This is a genomic window from Marinobacter sp. EVN1 (assembly GCF_000475375.1).
GTDB classification, from domain to species: Bacteria; Pseudomonadota; Gammaproteobacteria; order Pseudomonadales; family Oleiphilaceae; genus Marinobacter; species Marinobacter nauticus.
The window spans coordinates 101,322-119,461 of the sequence record NZ_AXCB01000012.1; the positions used below are offsets into that span (position 1 = coordinate 101,322).

Genomic DNA, 18,140 nt, shown 5'->3' on the forward strand with positions numbered 1-18,140 from the left:
CAGAACCGGATCCTTCCGATAAGTATGTCGCTCATTGTATGCTGCCGATTCTTTATAATTGTTGGTTTGAACTACGACTAAAGATTAACAGCATTACGTAGAACTCACAATTCATCGGGGCCGCTTCCGGCCCAACCGAAAATCATGCAACCAATCAACAGCGAGACTGTATGAGTTCGATAACCCGTTTTATTCTGGATCGTGCTTCGGAGCCCCGTTTGCAGGCACCGGCACCACCGGTGTCTGTGGTTGATCAGGCCTTCCGGTGCGCGGCCCGGGCCCCGGATCATGCGTTGTTGAGGCCCTGGCGTTATCTCGTGATAGAGGGGGAAGGCCTGGCAGCTCTGGGCGACCTGTTTGCTGAATGCTGCCCGCCGGACGCTTCTGATAAGGAGCGTGAGAAGGCCCGGAATGCTCCGGCTCGTGCACCCATGATTATTGTCGGTATTGCGTCGCCCCGTCATCATCCGAAGGTGCCGGAGGTGGAGCAGGTAATGTCGGCAGCGGCCGGTATGAGTTTTATCTCCCTGGCGCTGAATGATGCCGGCTACGGCGCCATGTGGCGAACCGGGCCTGTGGCTTATCATCCGTCGCTGCATGACGGTCTTAGGCTGCTGCCGGGCGAGTCCATTATCGGTTTCCTCTATACCGGTACCGTTGCCAGTGAGAAACCATCGGTGCCCCGGCCCGATACCAAAGAGTATGTCTCAAGGTGGGCCGCGCCAGGGCGCACTTCCCCCTGGCAAGTCTGAGCCTCGATCAGCGGCAAGTCCGCCTGGGGAAACCCGTTGCCGCCCTCGTTGCGTTTAACCGGAATTTGCCGCTCATTTATTAGACAGCCCTCTTCGAAGCCCGCATTACAGCGGGCTTTTTCAATTCTGGCACTCTGCTTGCTTTAATCACTTCAGAACGCAAAACCGGCAAGTTCACAGGTTCAGCCTGGTCGGTGCAAAGATCTGGAGGCAGTAATGGCTATTACATTCGACAAAGCGCTTGGTATTCATGAGCACGCGCTGCAGGCGCGGGTCAAGCGGGCCGAAGTGCTGGCGAACAACTTGGCAAATGCCGACACCCCGGGCTACAAAGCCCGCGACGTGGATTTCCAGGCGATGATGCAGAAGGCGCAGGATTCCATGACGGGCTTTGGTATGACCACGACCCACAGTGGCCATATGGACACCTCCAGCCCTGGCGCTGACGGCGAGCTGCTGTACCGTACCCCGCACCAGCCATCAATTGATGGCAATACCGTGGATGCGCAGGCCGAGCAGACCCGTTTCATGCGCAACGCCATGGATTACCAGGCCAGCTTCCAGTTCCTGAGTAGTCGGTTTTCCGGCCTGACCAAGGCGCTGAAGGGCGAATAAGCCGCAGTCCGTACGAGATTGAAGGAGATTGTCATGTCACTGGGTAACATTTTCGACATCGCCGGTTCCGGCATGACCGCACAGTCACTGCGGCTCAACACCACCGCGTCTAACATTGCCAACGCAGAAACCGCCAGTTCGAGCACGGATACAACGTACCGTGCCCGCAAACCGGTGTTTGCCGCTATTCAGCAGGCCATGCTGAACCCTGATCAGCAGGGATTTGGTATTGGTTCCGAAGAGGGGGCCGGGGCAGGTGTTCGCGTTGAGGGGATTGTCGAGAGCGATGCAGAACTGCAGATGCGCTATGAGCCGAATCACCCTGCCGCGAACGAGGAAGGGTACGTTTATTACCCCAACGTGAACGTGGTTGAGGAAATGGCGGACATGATGTCGTCGTCCCGCAGTTTTCAGATGAATGTGGATGTCATGAACACCGCCAAATCCATGATGCAGCGAATTCTGACACTGGGTCAGCAGTAACAAGTGAGGATTAAGCCATGAGTGCAGTGAATTCCGCAGCCGCCTCAGACGTGCTGAGCCAGTACCAACTGAACCAGGAGGGCAAGACCCCTGGTGGCAACGAGCTGGGTAAAGACGCGTTTATGGAGCTGATGCTGGCGCAGCTCAAGAATCAGAACCCACTGGAGCCGCAGGACAACGGCGATTTTATCGCCCAGTTGGCCCAGTTCAGTTCACTGGAAGAAATGCAGAATCTGTCGGGCAGTGTCGACGATGTGGTTGGTCAGTTCCGGTCCAGCCAGGCCTTGCAGGCCTCGGCGATGGTAGGCAAAACCGTTCTGGCACCCTCCAGTGTGGGCATTCTGGGTAGCGAAGGCGAGATAACTGGCACCATTCAGGTGCCGGCTTCCACGGGTGGGCTGCGACTGTCGGTCATGAATCAAAGCGGTGAGTTAGTTCGCCAGATTGATATGGGCAGCAGCCAGGCTGGTGTGGTTTCGTTCCAGTGGGATGGGCAAGACGGCAACGGCAATCCTTTGCCGCCCGGCCCCTACTCGATTGTGGCGCAGGGCTCCTATCCCTCCGGATCGGAGCAGTTGGCGACCATGGTGAGCGCCAATGTCGACAGTGTGTCGTTGGGGCAGGGTGGTTCCATTACTCTGAATCTGGCCGGAATGGGCTCCATTCCGCTGTCTGAAGTCAAACAAATCAACTGATCCGGTGTCAGACCAGGAGGTATAAGTCATGGCATTTAACACAGGTTTGAGTGGTCTGCGCGCCGCTTCGGTGGATCTGGATGTCACCGGTAACAACATCGCCAACGCCAGTACCGTCGGCTTCAAAAGCAGCAAGGTACAGTTCGGTGATTTGTACGCCAGTGGTTTCCTGAGTGCCGGTACCAATCCGATTGGCGACGGCGTGCGGGTGCAGGACGTAAAGCAGTCATTCGGTCAGGGCAATATCAGCTTCACCGATAACGGCCTGGATATGGCTATCAGTGGTGATGGCTTCTTTATTCTGAATAACGGCGGTGAAATCCGCTATTCCCGGGCTGGCCAGTTCGGGATTGATAAAGAAGGTTATGTTGTTAATAACCAGAATATGCGGGTTCAGGGCTACGTCGCTGACGGTGATGGCAACTTGTCTGGTATCCGTGGTGACCTACAAATTGAAACTGATAATCTGGCTCCCAAGCGAACCACCTTGCTGGAGACAGATGTCAATTTAGATTCACGAGAGTCGGTTTTAGAGCGACAAGTGTCGGTTATGGGTGAGATAGCGGGTCCAGCCTACACCAATAATGGCTTTAACCTCGACCCTAATAATCCACCAGTTACAGCATTCCCTACGGGTACATTTACGGTCTCCTATAATGATGGTTCTGCCGACCGCACAATCAATATTCCCTCTGGACTGTCTGCAAAAGATGTAGCTGCAGCCATTAATGATGAGACCGGGTTAAGTGCCTCTGCTACTACAGAGTTAAATTTGGGTCAGATAGACGATGCCTTTATTCAAAGTGGTAACTTCGATTTCACACTGCAGATCGATGGTTCAGAGGTGTTCGTGGATCTCGGTGGCGTTAACGATGTAGACGGATTGATTAATGCAATTAACGCTAGCCCCAGCGCCAGGAGCTTATTCGCCTCTCTTGATGACAACGGAGAGTTGCAGGTTGTTGACAATAGCGGCAATACACTAACGTATGCATACAGTAATAATTCTACGTCTGTTGGGCCTAATACGGAGTTGGGGACCGTCAGGCCGCAGGCGGATCGCACAGTTGCCAATGTGGTTCCCGGAGGTGATGCGCTTTATGCCAACACTTGGTTGGATCGAACCCTGGAAACCACGAACTCTTTCAATCCTATCGATCAGCGCACGTACAATCACGCCACATCGACTACTATTTACGATAGTCTTGGCAACCCTCACGAGATGACACAGTTTTACGTCAAAGACCCTTCTCCGGGAAATGGGGTCGGTCAGAGCCAGTGGTCGATTTATATCCAGATTGATGGTGAGCTTGTAGCGGGCACGGATCAACAGCCATATACAGCATTGTTTGATCAGGACGGTGTTCTGCAATCTGTAAACGGTGATCCGAATGGTGAGATCATTGTTACAGATTGGGTGCCCAAGGACTCCAATGGTGATCCAAATGGGGCCGACGGTCCTCCTTCAGACCCCACCAGTGTCGTTAGTCCAATTCCTGAGCCTGCGACCTCGTCTGCTTTTGTCCTTAGCCTGGGTGATGCGACTCAGTACGGCGCGGCATTCGGTGTGAATGATCAACAGCAAAATGGCTATACTACAGGACGGCTGTCCGGCTTGGATGTGTCTGATCAGGGCGTGATCTTCGCGCGCTACACCAATGGCCAGTCCAAGTCATTGGGGCAGGTTGCTCTAGCTGCGTTCAACAATACTGATGGGCTGTCGCCGGTAGGTGACACGACCTGGGTGGAGACTTTCGAATCTGGCCAGGCGATAATTGGTGCTCCGGATACCGGTACGCTCGGTTCCATCAAGGCCAGCTCCGTAGAGGACTCCAACGTGGATCTCTCGGCAGAGCTGGTGAACCTGATCATTGCCCAGCGCAACTACCAGGCTAACGCCAAAACCATTGAAACCTCCGATGCGGTCACCCAGACCATCATCAACCTCCGATAATTTCGCGCCCTAGCGAACATGGCATGACTCCTGCAGGAAGACCGGAAACAGTCAAAATTCCGGCAGGAGTTTGCCCATGGACAAAGCCCTCTATATTGGAATGTCTGGCGCCAAGCAGAACATGCTGGCCCAGCGTGCCCATGCCAACAACCTGGCTAACGTCAATACCACCGGGTTCAAGAAGGATTTTGCCCAGGCCCGCAGTATGCCCGTGTTCGGTGAGCACCATCCCACCCGCGCCTACGCCATGACCGAGCGGCCCGGCACTGATCTCTCGCCCGGCGCTTTAATGGAGACCGGACGTAAGCTGGATGTGGCGGTAGACGGCGGTGGTTGGCTCGCCGTTCAAAACAATCTGGGCGAAGAGGTATTCACCCGTACCGGTAGCTTACAGGTCGACGTGAACGGGCTTGTGCGGCTGGCGAGTGGTGAGCTGGTTCTGGGTAACGGTGGGCCGGTGGCTCTTCCTCCTTTTGACAATCTTCAGGTTGGCTCGGACGGCACCATCTCCATTGTGCCGGTAGGTGGGCCGCCGGATCAGTTGGTGGAAGTTGACCGACTGAAGCTTGTCAACCCACCGGCAGATGCACTTGAGAAAGGTCTGGATGGGTTCATTCGTCGCAAGCCGGATCAGGCTCTGGATGGTCCAGAGCCACCGGATGCAGCCATGCGTGTCGCCACTGGTTTTCTCGAAAGTTCAAACGTGAATGCGGTGGAGGAAATGATCTCCAACCTGCAGTTGTCTCGCCAATACGAGATGCAGGTAAAGGTGATGTCGACCGCCAATGAAAATTCCGAGGCTACGGCACGACTGTTGCAGAACCTCTGATAACGATGATCAAACGCCATCGGTTGGCGGAGAGCGGCAAAAGATCGCCGCATCGGCCCCCGGCAGGCAAGGAGTAAATCAATGCATCCAGCACTTTGGGTCAGTAAAACCGGGTTGAGCGCGCAGGACACCAACATGTCCACCATTTCCAACAACCTGGCCAATGTGAATACCACCGGCTTCAAGCGGGATCGGGCGGTGTTCCAGGATCTGCTGTATCAGATAAACCGTCAGCCCGGCGGGCAGAGCACTGAGAACACGCAGTTGCCCTCTGGCCTGCAGCTCGGGACCGGGGTCCGGATTGTTGGCACTGCCAAGCAATTCAGCCAGGGCAACCTGCAGATCACTGAACAGCCTCTGGATATGGCGGTGAATGGCCGGGGATTCTTTCAGATTCAGATGCCGGACGGACAGATCGCCTATACCCGGGATGGCCAGTTTCAACTGAACTCTGATGGCGATGTGGTCACACCGGATGGTTTTCCGCTTCAGCCGAATATCAATGTGCCGGAGAACGCCACCAATATCACCATTGGCAAAGATGGGACGGTCACCGCTATTACCGATGACCAGGCTGCGCCCGTCAACCTCGGCCAGATCACCCTGGTGGACTTCATCAACCCGCAGGGCTTGCAGGCCATCGGTAATAATCTGTTCAAGCAGACCAATGCCAGTGGTGATCCGGCTGAAGGTGAAGCCGGACTTGCAGGTCTCGGGTCCATTGAACAGGGCACCATTGAATCCTCCAACGTAGAGGTGGTGGAAGAGCTGGTGAACATGATTACGACCCAGCGTGCCTATGAAATGAACTCCAAGGTGGTTTCGACCACAGACCAGATGCTTCAGTTCATCACCAACAATATTGGTTAAGTCATGAAACGCATTCAACGCAGTTTATACACTGAACGGCTGGCCACCCTGGCATTGGTGGGTGTGCTGATTGTGCTGCAGGGATGCACCGCCATGTCTCGCCCCCGGGCTATGCCGGACGATCCGGCCTATGCTCCGGTTCGTGCTCAATCGATGATGCAGCGCGACCCGGATTCCGGGGCAATCTACCAGGTGTCCAGGAATTACAATCTGTACGGCGATACCAAGGCACTCAACGTGGGTGACGTGCTGACGGTGTTGCTGCAGGAATCCACCAGTGCCACCAAGAACGCTGAAACCTCCATTACCAAGGATCAGGAACTGAGCATTCCGGAACCGAGCATCTTTGGAAAGACAAATATCGGCTTGAACGCTTCTGCCAATTTTGAGCGGGACTTTGAAGGCTCCGCCGAAGCTGACCAGAGCAACAGCCTGGCTGGCAGTATTACCGTAACGGTTACCGAGGTTCTGCCTAATGGTGTGCTTCGTGTCCGCGGCGAGAAGTGGTTGTCTCTCACCAATGGGGACGAATACATCCGGTTGACCGGTCTGGTTCGACCGCAGGATATTCAACCGGATAACACCGTAACCTCCAACCGTGTTGCAGATGCCCGGTTTGCCTACGGCGGTACCGGTGATTTTGACCAGGCCAACCAGATGGGCTGGCTGGCTCGCTTCTTCAACAGTGAGTGGTGGCCGCTATGATCCGCAAACTGATTGCCGTCTTTGCCCTCACGGCCCTTTGTTCCGCGCCGGTGATGGCCGACCGCCTGAAAGACCTGGCCAAGGTTAAAGGCGTACGCAACAACCAACTGATTGGTTATGGCCTGGTGGTCGGTCTTGATGGTACTGGCGACAAAGCGCCGTTTACCAACCAGACCTTTCGGAACATGATGAACCAGTTCGGCATAACCTTGCCGGATGGTGTGAACCCGAATCTGGCCAATGTGGCGGCGGTAACCGTAAGCGCGACTTTGCCGGCCTTTGCCAAAGCCGGGCAGGAGCTGGACATCACGGTTTCATCCATCGGAAATGCCGATAGCCTGCGTGGCGGAACCTTGCTGATGACACCGCTGAAAGGCGCCGATGGCCAGGTTTATGCCATGGCACAGGGCAGCCTGGTGGTGGGCGGTTTTGGTGCCCAGGGCCAGGATGGTTCCCGGATTACCGTGAATGTACCCAGCGTTGGCCGAATTCCGAACGGCGCAACCATCGAGCGTGAGGTGGAATCGCCGTTCAACCGGGGCGATACCATCACCTTCAACCTGTTGCGTTCCGACTTTACCACGGCCCGCCGTGTGGTTGAGGCGATTAATGGTCGTCTGGGCCCGGACATGGCTTATGCACACGACGCCACGTCTATATCGGTGCGGGCACCCAGGGACCCATCACAGAGAGTCAGTTTTCTATCCATTCTGGAGAACATTGAGGTCGATCCGGCTCAGGAAGCCGCAAGAGTGGTGATCAATAGCCGCACCGGTACCATCGTGGTCGGCCAGAATGTAAAAGTGAGCCCGGCTGCCATTACCCATGGCAACCTGACCGTGACTATTCAGGAAAACCCCGAGGTAGTGCAGCCCAATCCTCTGGCTCAGGGTGATACAGCCGTTCAGCAGAATACCCAGATCGCTGTGACTGAAGACCCGGCGCGGATGTTCCAGTTCGGCCCGGCAACCACACTTAACGAAATTGTTCAGGCAGTAAACCAGGTAGGAGCAGCGCCAGGCGATGTCATGGCGGTGCTTGAAGCACTCAAACAGGCTGGCGCGCTTCGTGCCGAGTTGATTGTGATCTAGGTATCGCCATGCAGGATCCACGACTACAGCAAGCCCAGGTCTACACCGATTTCAGTGGTCTGAATGCACTGAAAACCCAGGCTCGTACCGACAAGCAGGCCGCGCTGGAGCAGGTTGCCAAGCAGTTCGAGAGCCTGTTCCTGTCAGAGATGCTTAAATCCATGCGCAAGGCAGGCGAGGTGTTTGCCGAAGGAAACTACCTGAACAGCAATGAAAGCCAGATGTACCGGGATATGTTCGACAGCCAGATAAGCTTGAGTATGGCCGGTGGCACCGGTACCGGGCTGGCGGAAGCGCTGGTCCGGCAACTGAGTCAACAGATCCCTGGGCTCGGTGAGGATGGAGAGAAACTGGCGGGTCACAAGGGCGCCATTACCGATTACGACCGCAGTATGCCGGCGATTTCCAGGGAGTTGCCGGAGCGAATGGCAGAGGTGGCGGATGTAGCTGCGAAGGTAAAAGCAGAGCCAGCAGAGAACCCCGGCAAGTTGCCGGAGGTATTTGAGTCGCCAGAGCATTTTGTTGAGCAGCTCATGCCGTTCGCAGAGCAGATCGGAAAGGAGACCGGCATTGATCCGCGCCTGATGATTGCCCAGGCGGCGCTCGAAACCGGTTGGGGCAAACACATGATCAAAGGCGATGGTTCGCAGCCGAGTTTCAATCTGTTTGGCATCAAGGCAGACAGTCGTTGGGGCGGTGACGCTGTGAGCATTACCACTACCGAATTCCGGGGTGGCGTGGCGATGAAAGAGCGGGCAGATTTCCGGGCCTATCCGGACTACGAAGCCAGCTTCCGGGACTACGTTGACTTCCTGCAAAACAATCCCCGTTACCGCGATGTTCTGTCATCGGCAGATGAGCCAGAAGTCTTTGCTGAGAAGCTGCAGGAAGCGGGTTATGCAACCGATCCGGAATACGGAGCCAAGATCCGTCGGATCATGAATCGTGATTCTCTGATGACACTGTCGATGAGCAGTGACAGAGTAAAGGAGTAACAGATCATGGCGGGCTTGATCGGTATTGGTCTGAGTGGGGTATTGGGGCACCAGGCGGCGCTCAACACCACTGCAAATAACATAACCAACGCAAATACGCCGGGTTACAGTCGCCAGGAGGTCCAGTTCGAGACCCAGGAAGGTCGGCGTACAGGTGCAGGGACCATCGGCAGTGGCGTATCCGTCGCTAATATCCGCCGGCTGGCAGATGCCTATCTGAGTCAGCAGTTACGTGAGGACAGCACACTGTTTGGCGAGCAGAATGCTTTCAACGCCGAACTCACGCGGCTGGATAACCTGTTAGGCGGCGAAGACACCGGTCTGAACAAAGCTCTGAACAACTTTTTCTCGGCTATGCAGAATGCCGCGGAAGACCCGACGTCGTTGCCCCAACGCCAGCTCGTGCTCAGTGAAGCCCAACAACTGGTGAATCGCTTTCAGGGATTGAACCAGGAGTTCATCCAGCAGCGCGAATCGGTAAAAACCCAGATGCAGCAGGGCGTGAAAGATGCCAATACTCTGCTGAAGAGTATCGCTGAACTGAACCTGGCTATTTCTGAATCTCCGGGCCTGGCCCAGGGCAAGGAGCCCCTGGAGCTGATGGATAAGCGGGACGAGAAGTTGCGCCAGTTGTCTGAGCTGGTGAGCATTCGGGTAACGGAGGTTGAAGGCAGCCAGGTGAATGTGTCCCTGTCTAACGGTCTGGCTTTGGTTACCGGCGCCAACGCCGCAGAATTTGCGACCCGAAGCAGTGCGGAAGATCCCACGCGGCTGGAATTTACGCTCTCCAGTGGTGGGCGCACCCTGCTGGTGGATGAACAGATTCAGGGCGGAAAACTGGGTGGCTTGCGTGCCTTTGATGAAATGGCCCTGAAGCCCGCCTTCGATGAGCTCGGCCGGCTGGCGATTGCCATCTCCTCGGCCATAAACCATCAGCATGAGATCGGGATGGACCTGGAGGGCGATCTGGGGAGCAATTTCTTTACCGATGTAAATGCTCTGGAACTTCAGCGCAGTCGGGTGATTCCAAACGCCAATAATGCAGAGCCCCAGAATGGCCGTTTGGCGGTTGAAATCACTGACAGCAGCAATCTACCTGCCGGTACCTGGTCACTTCAGTTCAGTGGTGACGGTCGCAATTTTGAGTTGATCAATACTGCGACAGGGGACACTGTCAACCAGGGGCGATTGCCGGACCCGGTGCAATCCGAAATCACAATGCCGGGATTTAATATCCGCATTGACGGAGGAGAATTCAATGCCGGTGACAAGTACCTGATTCAGCCCAGCAGAAATGCGGCGGAGAACATCAAGCTGAATGTTCGGCGTGAGGAAGATCTTGCTTTTGCCAGTCCGATCAGGGCAAGCGGCAGTGACGACAACCTAGGCACTGCCGAGATTGGCCAGGGCAATATGCTGAATGTTCGTAACCCGAATACGGGAGCCTTGTTGCCAGGGTTTCAGAGTCGGGGGGAGCTGAGCAATGGCCCCCTGAATATCGAGTTCACGAATTACGATGCGGCAACGGGCACTTACGATTACGAGATCACGGATACCCCGGGTAATAACGTTCTCGAAACCGGCAATTATGATCCGAAAAAGGTCAACGTGTTTTTTAGTGATGACCCCAGCGATGGCAGCCGCTACCAGGGCTTTCAGTTCGAAATGACTGGAGAGCCTGCAGTTGGCGATGAGTTTACCATCGATTTCAATAAGAACGGCGTTTCAGACAACCGCAACGCTGAGCTTCTGGCCGCGCTGGGTACAAAAAATACGCTCAATGGCGGTTCCCAGAACTTTACCGAGGGCTACGCTGGCCTGGTCGAGGATATCGGCGTGAAAACCCGCCAGAGCCAGCTGGATAAAGACGCCGGGGCAACGCTGCTGGAGCAGTCTACCAATCAGCGGGAGTCTGTCTCGGGCGTTAACCTGGACGAAGAGGCCGGCAAATTGATTCAGTACCAGGCAGCCTACAACGCATCGGCCCAGGTGATGTCTGTGGCGCAGGATCTTTTTAACACGTTGCTGCAGAGCTTCCGTTAAGGCGAGGTGATGTCACATGATCAGAATTTCATCACAACAGATTTTTTTCGGCGGCATCAACCGTCTGCAGGACATCAACAGCAACCTGGTTAACACCCAGCAGCAGATCTCTACCGGTAAGAAAGTAAACAAACCGTCGGATGATCCAGTGGCGGCCGCCCGTATTCTGAAGCTTGACCAGGAGCTTCAGCGCTCGGAAACCTACGGCCGGAATGCCAATCTGGCCGATAACCGGCTGAAGCAGGAAGAAAGCACACTCGCCAGCGCTGTGGACATTATCCAGAGGGTGAGGGAGCTGACGGTTCAGGCCGGTAATGGTTCTCTGTCTGCAAATGATCGGCAGTCCATCTCGGCGGAGCTCAAGGAACGTCTTGGCCAGCTCGCCAATATTGCCAATACCCGGGATGCATCCGGGGAGTATATCTTCAGTGGCTTCCAGGGCAGTACGCCTGCATTTGCCAAAAATGATGAAGGCAAATGGGTGTATCAAGGCGATGAGGGGCAGCGGGTATTGGAGATTGATGATGGTGTGACCGTGCCTATTAGCGACCACGGCAAAGGGATCTTTGTGGATGTTCCTAAGTCAATCTCTGTAACTAGCGATGACAATGGATCTGACAATGGTGTTTCCGCCTCTGGTTACATCTCTGGGCTTGAATTGGTCGCCCCGAATGATTTAACGAATTCATTTATTGGAGCCACGCCGTCTGTCCCCGATGACCTGACCGTTTCGGTTGTGAATTTAGATGGTGACCTTAGAATTACAGGGCCGAATGGTTCTCCTGATTTAACTCCAACACCTCCACCTAGGGTTGGTGAAGAGTTTCAAGTGGCCGGTATAAAAATGACGGTCAATGATGCTGTTTATGATCCAAATGGAATTGATCCGGTTACAGGTTTACCAACGGGAGCAGGAGATACTTTCACGATAGGGGTAAATGATAAACAATCCATCTTCGGCACCATCGAGAACCTGATTGCCGGCCTGGACGGAATTTCCAAAACAACGCCCAAGAGCAGTGCCGAGTACGATGCGCTGATCGCTGAAACCCTGGTCAATCTCGATAATGCCCAGGAGTCAATCATTCTCAAGCAAACCGAGCTTGGTGGCCGGCTCAACGCAGTGGAGTCCACCACCGCGTTTCTTGAGGATTCGGAACTCTACACCAAAGAGATTCGTTCCCAGCTACAGGATGTCGACTACGCCGAGGCCATCAGCAACCTCAGTTTCCAGAGCTTCGTATTGCAGGCCGCTCAGCAGTCGTTTGCGCAGGTTTCTCAGCTGTCCCTGTTCGATCGACTCTAATTCACTGTGCCGGCGGGTGATTTTTGCCTGCCGGCTGGTTGCTTTCGGGCTCTGGCTCAGTATAATCCCTCCCACTCTCCGATGGCGGCGTGGTGAAATTGGTAGACACGACGGATTCAAAATCCGTTGGGGTAAAACCCGTGGCGGTTCGAGTCCGCCCGCCGCTACCACTTATAGGCCGCAACCTGCGGCATCGTGAATAGCCCGGCCCATGAACGTCTCCGATTTTCATTTTGATCTGCCGGACGAGCTTATCGCCCGTTATCCGCTTAAAGAACGCAGTGCTTCACGCCTGCTCAGCCTTGACGGCCTTTCCGGCCAGACCACTCCTCTGAAGTTTACTGACCTTCCGGACCTGCTCCAGCCCGGGGACCTCCTGGTATTCAACAATACCCGTGTTATTCCGGCCCGGTTGTTTGGCCAGAAGGAAACCGGTGGCAAAGTTGAAATACTGGTTGAGCGTTTACTGGGTGAAAAGGAATTGCTTGCCCATACCCGTTCTTCCAAATCTCCCAAGGAAGGCCAGCGACTATTGCTGGAAGATGGAACCGCACTGCGAATGCTGGCGCGGGAGGATGCGCTCTTTCATTTCGTCTATGAAGGGGATGAGGCGTTTCTGGATGTGCTCGAGCGTATCGGTCACATGCCTTTACCGCCTTACATGGAACGGGAAGATGAGCAGTCGGATCGTGAGCGCTATCAGACCGTCTATGCCAAGGAGGCGGGCGCCGTGGCTGCACCCACTGCCGGGCTGCACTTTGATGATGTCGTGCTGTCTGCCCTGAAAGCGAAGGGCATTGAGTTTGCATACGTTACGTTGCACGTTGGCGCTGGCACCTTTCAGCCGGTACGGGTCGACAAGATCGAAGATCATGTCATGCACAGTGAAATCGCCCATGTGCCGGAAGAGACGGTAAAGGCCGTTAATCAGGCCCGCGCTCGGGGTGGCCGGGTCGTTGCCGTGGGTACCACTTCCGTCCGCTCTCTGGAGTCGGCCAGCCGGGCAGGGCGTTTGCAGGAGTTCCGGGGCGATACGGATATCTTCATCTACCCTGGTTACCGTTTCCAGACCGTGGACGCCATGATCACCAACTTCCATTTGCCGGAGTCCACACTGATCATGCTGGTCAGTGCGTTTGCAGGCTATAACAACATCATGTCTGCGTATCGCGAGGCGGTGGAGCAAAAGTACCGGTTTTTCAGCTACGGCGATGCCATGTTTCTTACCGCTCAGGAGCCCAGCCGGGGCATGATGCTGGGAACGGATTCCGCCGAGCCACATCAAACCGAATCCCGTGGAGAATCACAGTGAGTGAATCCTGTTTTATGTCCTTCGAGAAACTCGGAGAAGATGGCAAGGCCCGTCGTGGCCGACTGACGTTTCCCCGAGGCGTAGTGGAGACTCCGGCATTCATGCCGGTAGGCACCTATGGCACTGTAAAGGGAATGCTGCCCCGGGACATCGAGGAAATCGGCGCCCATATTATTCTGGGCAATACGTTTCACCTGATGCTGCGCCCCGGCACGGAAGTGGTCAAAGCCCACGGCGACCTGCACGACTTCACCCAGTGGCAGGGGCCAATTCTGACGGATTCCGGCGGTTTCCAGGTTTTTAGCCTGGGCGAGATGCGCAAGATTACCGAGCAGGGTGTGACTTTCCGGTCTCCGGTTGATGGTTCCAAAGTCGAGCTGTCACCGGAAATCGCGATTCAGGTTCAGCGTGATCTGGGCTCTGACATCGTGATGATTTTCGACGAATGCACGCCGTATCCGGCAACGGAAAAGCAGGCGAAAGAGTCCATGGAACTCTCGCTGCGCTGGGCCGAGCGCAGTAAGAGAGCCCACGAGGGCAATCCGGCGGCGCTGTTTGGCATCGTACAGGGCGGTATGTATGAGTCGCTCCGGGATCAGTCCCTGGAGGGCCTGGAAAAGATTGGTTTCGATGGCTATGCCATTGGCGGCCTGTCGGTGGGCGAGCCGAAAGAAGACATGATCCGGATCCTGGATCACCTGCCGCCGAAGATGCCGGACGACAAACCACGCTACCTGATGGGCGTTGGTCGCCCTGAGGATATCGTTGAAGCGGTGCGCCGAGGTGTCGATATGTTCGACTGTGTGATGCCAACCCGCAATGCACGCAATGGCTATCTGTTTACCTCCACCGGTATTGTCAAAATCCGCAATGCCAAGAACCGCCACGACACCGGCCCGCTGGACGAGCGTTGCGATTGCTATACCTGTAAGCATTTTTCCAGGAGCTACCTGCATCACCTTGATAAGTGCGGAGAAATGCTCGGGTCACAGCTCAATACCATTCATAACCTGAGGTTCTATCAGAACCTGATGAGTGGATTGCGTGGGGCCATTGAAGCAGGTACATTGTCGGACTTTGTAAGCGAATTCTATGCCTTACGGGGCGAAACCGTTCCGCCTCTGGGCGATTCCTGAACAAATTTTGCTTTAAATCAGTCAATAAACGGAGAACCTGAATGAAATCAGTCAAATTGCTCATCGCTGGTCTGCTGTCTCTGATGCCTGCTTTGGCCTCGGCTCAGGAAGCGGGTGCCCAGGGAATGAGCGTGATGGGTCAGATCATCTTCTTCGCCGGCTTCATCCTGATTTTCTATTTCCTGATCTGGCGTCCGCAGTCCAAGCGTGCAAAAGAGCATAAGGCCCTGATGTCCGGCCTGAACAAGGGTGATGAAGTGGTTACCTCTGGCGGCGTTGCTGGCAAGATTACCAAAGTGACCGACGACTTCATTGTTCTGGAAGTTGCAGATAACGTTGAAATGAAGGTTCAGAAAGTTGCCGTTGCTGCGGCTCTGCCGAAAGGCACTCTCAAGGACATCTGAGCTGGTTTCCAGGCGCATCCATGATGCGCCTGTTCATTTTCTGACTGGCTGAAACACCAAGACCGGCACGTCTGCCGGCTCGAAGGATTCTCATGCTGAACAAGTATCCTCTCTGGAAAAACCTGGTCATCGTGTTCGCACTGGTGATTGGTTTTATCTACGCCTTACCGAACTTTTTCCCTGACGATTACGCTATCCAGATCACCGGCGCCCGTGGCAGCACCGAAGTTGAGCAGCGAGTGCTTGATCGCGCCCTTGCCAAGCTTGAGCAGGAAGGCATCGAAGTCAAATCAAGCCTGTTGGAAGAGCGGGACGCGCTGATCCGCCTCACCAGCTCTGATGACCAGCTGCGGGCACGCCCCGCTGTTCAGGCGGCCCTTGGCAACGAATACCTGGTGGCCCTGAATATGGCGCCGTCAACGCCAGGCTGGCTGCGCAGCCTTGGAGCAGGCCCAATGAAACTGGGGCTGGATTTACGTGGTGGTGTTCACTTCCTCCTGGAGGTGGATATGGAAACGGCATTGAATCAGCGTCTGGAAGCGTTGTCTGGTCAGATCAAACGAGAGCTGAGGGAAGAGCGCATCCGCTACCGCGGTGGCGACATTGAGGATCAGACCCGCATTGTACTGAGCTTCCGTGACGAAGCTGCACGTAGCGAGGCGTTTGAGCTGGTTCGCGATCAGTACAACGAATTCCTGTTGGATGAGACAACAGAAGGTGAAGAGTTTCTGCTGACGCTGACGCTGTCCGAAGCGGAAGTTCGGAACATCCAGGAATACGCTCTTGAGCAGAACCTGACCACCATCCGCAACCGGGTGAATGAACTGGGCGTGGCCGAGCCACTGGTTCAGCGCCAGGGGGCAGACCGCATTATTGTAGAACTGCCAGGTGTGCAGGATACCGCTCAGGCCAAGCGTGTACTTGGCGCGACGGCTAACCTGGAATTCCGGATGGAAGCTCGGCAGGATGCGCCGTCCGCCGAGACCGAACAGTTTCCTTTCCGGGATAATCCACAGCGTACCGCTCGTCTTGAGCGGGATGTGATTGCCACTGGTAACAACGTTGCCAATGCCCAGCAGGCGTTCGATGAAAATGGCCAGCCGCAGGTCAATATCACCATGGACTCCGTTGGTGGTGACCTGATGAATCGGGCGACACGCAATAGCATTGGCCGCCGCATGGCGGTGTTGTTCATTGAATACCGCACCGAAACCGAGACCCGGGAAGTCAACGGAGAAATCGTTGAAACTGAAAACCGGGTCGTGGAAAAAGGCATTATCAGCCTGGCGACAGTGCAGTCAGCGCTGGGGAGCAGCTTCCGGATTACTGGTCTGGATTCCATCCCCGAAGCGGCTGAGCTCGCACTGCTGCTGAGGGCCGGTGCTCTGGCTGCGCCCATGTACTTTGTGCAGGAGCGCACCATTGGGCCAAGCTTGGGCCAGAAGAATATCGACGCCGGTATGATGTCGGTGATGCTCGGCTTCGGACTGGTCTTGCTGTACATGCTGGTGTTCTATCGCGGCTTCGGGTTGGTGGCCAATGTTGCGCTAACGCTGAACCTGATGTTGCTGGTTGCATGCATGTCAATCCTATCTGCCACGCTGACCTTGCCGGGTATCGCGGGTATCGTTCTGACGGTGGGTATGGCCGTTGATGCGAACGTTCTGATCTTTGAGCGTATCAAGGAAGAACTGAAGGCGGGGGTGCCGCCACAAAGTGCTATTAACGCCGGTTATGGTCGTGCCTTTGTGTCGATTTTCGATGCCAACATCACCACTCTCCTGGTTGCCGTCATCCTGTTTGCCATGGGTTCGGGGCCAGTGAAGGGCTTCGCGGTAACTCTTTGCATCGGTATTCTGACTTCCATGTTCTCGGGCCTGATGGTAAGCCGCGGTATCGTGAATCTGGTTTATGGCGGTCGCAGGGTCGAGAAATTGTCCATCGGGGGGAAGCTGCAAAATGCCTGATATGGAAAAGCAACCGTTTGATTTCATGGGGTTGCGGAAGATAGCTTCCGTGCTTTCTATTGTTTTGGTGGTGTCCTCCATTGCGTTGTTGGGGGTGCGGGGTCTTAATCTGGGTATGGACTTTACCGGGGGAACCTCGGTGGAGCTTGAATACGCGGAAGCTCCTAGCCTGGACGGTATCAGAAACACCCTTACCGAGGCGGGGTACGAGCAGTTTGCGGTTCAGAATTTCGGAGCCGATACTACGGTACTGATCCGGATGGCAGAGGCCGGGAATGACGAACTGGCGCTGGAAGTGGCCGGCGTGCTGGCGGCGGACGGAGCTGACCTTGAGTTGGTCAGCTCTGAATTTGTCGGTTCTCAGGTGGGCGAAGAGCTCAAAGAAGACAGTGGGCTGGGGCTGCTGATCGCCCTCGCGGTGGTACTGATCTACGTGGGTATGCGCTTCCAGTTCAAGTTTGGTATCGCCTCGGTGATTCCTCTGGCGCACGACGTCATCATTGTTCTGGGGGTGTTCGCGCTGTTTCAGTGGACCTTCGACCTGACGGTGCTGGCGGCGTTGCTGGCGGTTATCGGGTATTCCCTGAACGATACCATCGTTGTTGCTGACCGGATTCGGGAGAACTTCCGGAAAATGCGCGTAGGTGAGGCCTGGGACATTATCAACCAGTCGATCCACGAGACCATTACCCGAACCATTAATACTTCTGGTACCACGCTGGTTGTATTGCTGGCGCTGTATTTCCTGGGTGGCGAAGCGATCAATAACTTTGCGCTTGCCTTGATTATCGGTGTTGTTGTCGGTACCTATTCGTCCATCTACGTGTCCGCGAATATGTTGATGGTGATGGGCGTGACCCGCGAAGATCTGATGGTTCCCGCGAAAGAGGGTACCGGTGAGGAAGAAGAGGAGCAGCCGCCGGAGTGGTTGAACCGGATGTAAGCTCCGGGTCTTTTCCAGGCCACAAAAAAAACCGCCATCC

The 18,140-nt window shown here is 55.3% G+C and carries 17 protein-coding genes and 1 tRNA gene; all 18 read left to right on the forward strand.

Annotated features, from left to right (window positions below):
• The first annotated feature begins 170 nt into the window (after nt 1-170).
• On the forward strand, nt 171-752 hold the full coding sequence (locus Q674_RS25545; RefSeq protein ID WP_023008191.1) for a nitroreductase: 582 nt from the start codon (nt 171-173) through the stop codon (nt 750-752).
• Nucleotides 753-968: 216 nt separating this feature from the next.
• Nucleotides 969-1,367: a flagellar basal body rod protein FlgB gene (gene flgB, locus Q674_RS25550; RefSeq protein WP_011784611.1), complete on the forward strand. Its 399-nt coding sequence runs from the start codon at nt 969-971 to the stop codon at nt 1,365-1,367.
• Nucleotides 1,368-1,400: 33 nt separating this feature from the next.
• The gene (gene flgC / locus Q674_RS25555; protein WP_022992507.1) at nt 1,401-1,850 is read left to right on the forward strand and encodes a flagellar basal body rod protein FlgC; all 450 of its coding nucleotides are present in this window, start codon (nt 1,401-1,403) and stop codon (nt 1,848-1,850) included.
• 17 nt (nt 1,851-1,867) lie between these two features.
• Nucleotides 1,868-2,545 (forward strand): flagellar hook assembly protein FlgD, encoded by a 678-nt coding sequence (locus Q674_RS25560; protein ID WP_011784613.1) that lies wholly within the window; start codon nt 1,868-1,870, stop codon nt 2,543-2,545.
• A gap of 28 nt (nt 2,546-2,573) precedes the next feature.
• Nucleotides 2,574-4,499, forward strand: coding sequence for a flagellar hook protein FlgE (locus tag Q674_RS25565; protein ID WP_023008192.1), 1,926 nt, complete (start codon nt 2,574-2,576; stop codon nt 4,497-4,499).
• 76 nt (nt 4,500-4,575) lie between these two features.
• Nucleotides 4,576-5,328 carry a flagellar basal body rod protein FlgF gene (locus Q674_RS25570; RefSeq protein WP_023008193.1) on the forward strand — a complete coding sequence of 251 codons (753 nt, stop codon included), beginning with the start codon at nt 4,576-4,578 and terminating at the stop codon, nt 5,326-5,328.
• 81 nt (nt 5,329-5,409) lie between these two features.
• Nucleotides 5,410-6,198, forward strand: coding sequence for a flagellar basal-body rod protein FlgG (flgG, locus tag Q674_RS25575; RefSeq protein ID WP_023008194.1), 789 nt, complete (start codon nt 5,410-5,412; stop codon nt 6,196-6,198).
• Between the two features lie 3 nt (nt 6,199-6,201).
• Nucleotides 6,202-6,903 carry a flagellar basal body L-ring protein FlgH gene (gene flgH / locus Q674_RS25580; protein ID WP_023008195.1) on the forward strand — a complete coding sequence of 234 codons (702 nt, stop codon included), beginning with the start codon at nt 6,202-6,204 and terminating at the stop codon, nt 6,901-6,903.
• A complete protein-coding gene (locus Q674_RS25585) occupies nt 6,900-7,994 on the forward strand; it encodes a flagellar basal body P-ring protein FlgI (RefSeq protein ID WP_022992502.1) in 1,095 nt (364 codons plus the stop codon). The genes flgH and Q674_RS25585 overlap by 4 nt, the downstream gene beginning before the upstream one ends.
• 8 nt (nt 7,995-8,002) lie before the next feature.
• Nucleotides 8,003-8,989 (forward strand): flagellar assembly peptidoglycan hydrolase FlgJ, encoded by a 987-nt coding sequence (gene flgJ, locus Q674_RS25590; RefSeq protein ID WP_023008196.1) that lies wholly within the window; start codon nt 8,003-8,005, stop codon nt 8,987-8,989.
• Nucleotides 8,990-8,995: 6 nt separating this feature from the next.
• Nucleotides 8,996-11,032: a flagellar hook-associated protein FlgK gene (gene flgK / locus Q674_RS25595; protein WP_022992500.1), complete on the forward strand. Its 2,037-nt coding sequence runs from the start codon at nt 8,996-8,998 to the stop codon at nt 11,030-11,032.
• 16 nt (nt 11,033-11,048) lie between these two features.
• On the forward strand, nt 11,049-12,338 hold the full coding sequence (gene flgL, locus Q674_RS25600; RefSeq protein WP_023008197.1) for a flagellar hook-associated protein FlgL: 1,290 nt from the start codon (nt 11,049-11,051) through the stop codon (nt 12,336-12,338).
• An 83-nt stretch (nt 12,339-12,421) separates the two neighbouring features.
• A tRNA-Leu gene (locus Q674_RS25605) sits at nt 12,422-12,508 on the forward strand.
• A gap of 41 nt (nt 12,509-12,549) precedes the next feature.
• Nucleotides 12,550-13,650 (forward strand): tRNA preQ1(34) S-adenosylmethionine ribosyltransferase-isomerase QueA, encoded by a 1,101-nt coding sequence (gene queA / locus Q674_RS25610; protein WP_023008198.1) that lies wholly within the window; start codon nt 12,550-12,552, stop codon nt 13,648-13,650.
• Nucleotides 13,651-13,664: 14 nt separating this feature from the next.
• A complete protein-coding gene (tgt, locus tag Q674_RS25615) occupies nt 13,665-14,786 on the forward strand; it encodes a tRNA guanosine(34) transglycosylase Tgt (RefSeq protein WP_031209823.1) in 1,122 nt (373 codons plus the stop codon).
• 41 nt (nt 14,787-14,827) lie between these two features.
• A complete protein-coding gene (gene yajC, locus Q674_RS25620) occupies nt 14,828-15,190 on the forward strand; it encodes a preprotein translocase subunit YajC (protein WP_011784624.1) in 363 nt (120 codons plus the stop codon).
• A 92-nt stretch (nt 15,191-15,282) separates the two neighbouring features.
• A complete protein-coding gene (secD, locus tag Q674_RS25625; protein WP_023008199.1) occupies nt 15,283-17,157 on the forward strand; it encodes a protein translocase subunit SecD in 1,875 nt (624 codons plus the stop codon).
• Nucleotides 17,150-18,100: a protein translocase subunit SecF gene (gene secF / locus Q674_RS25630; RefSeq protein WP_023008200.1), complete on the forward strand. Its 951-nt coding sequence runs from the start codon at nt 17,150-17,152 to the stop codon at nt 18,098-18,100. Before secD ends, secF begins: the two co-directional genes overlap by 8 nt.
• Nucleotides 18,101-18,140 lie beyond the last annotated feature (40 nt).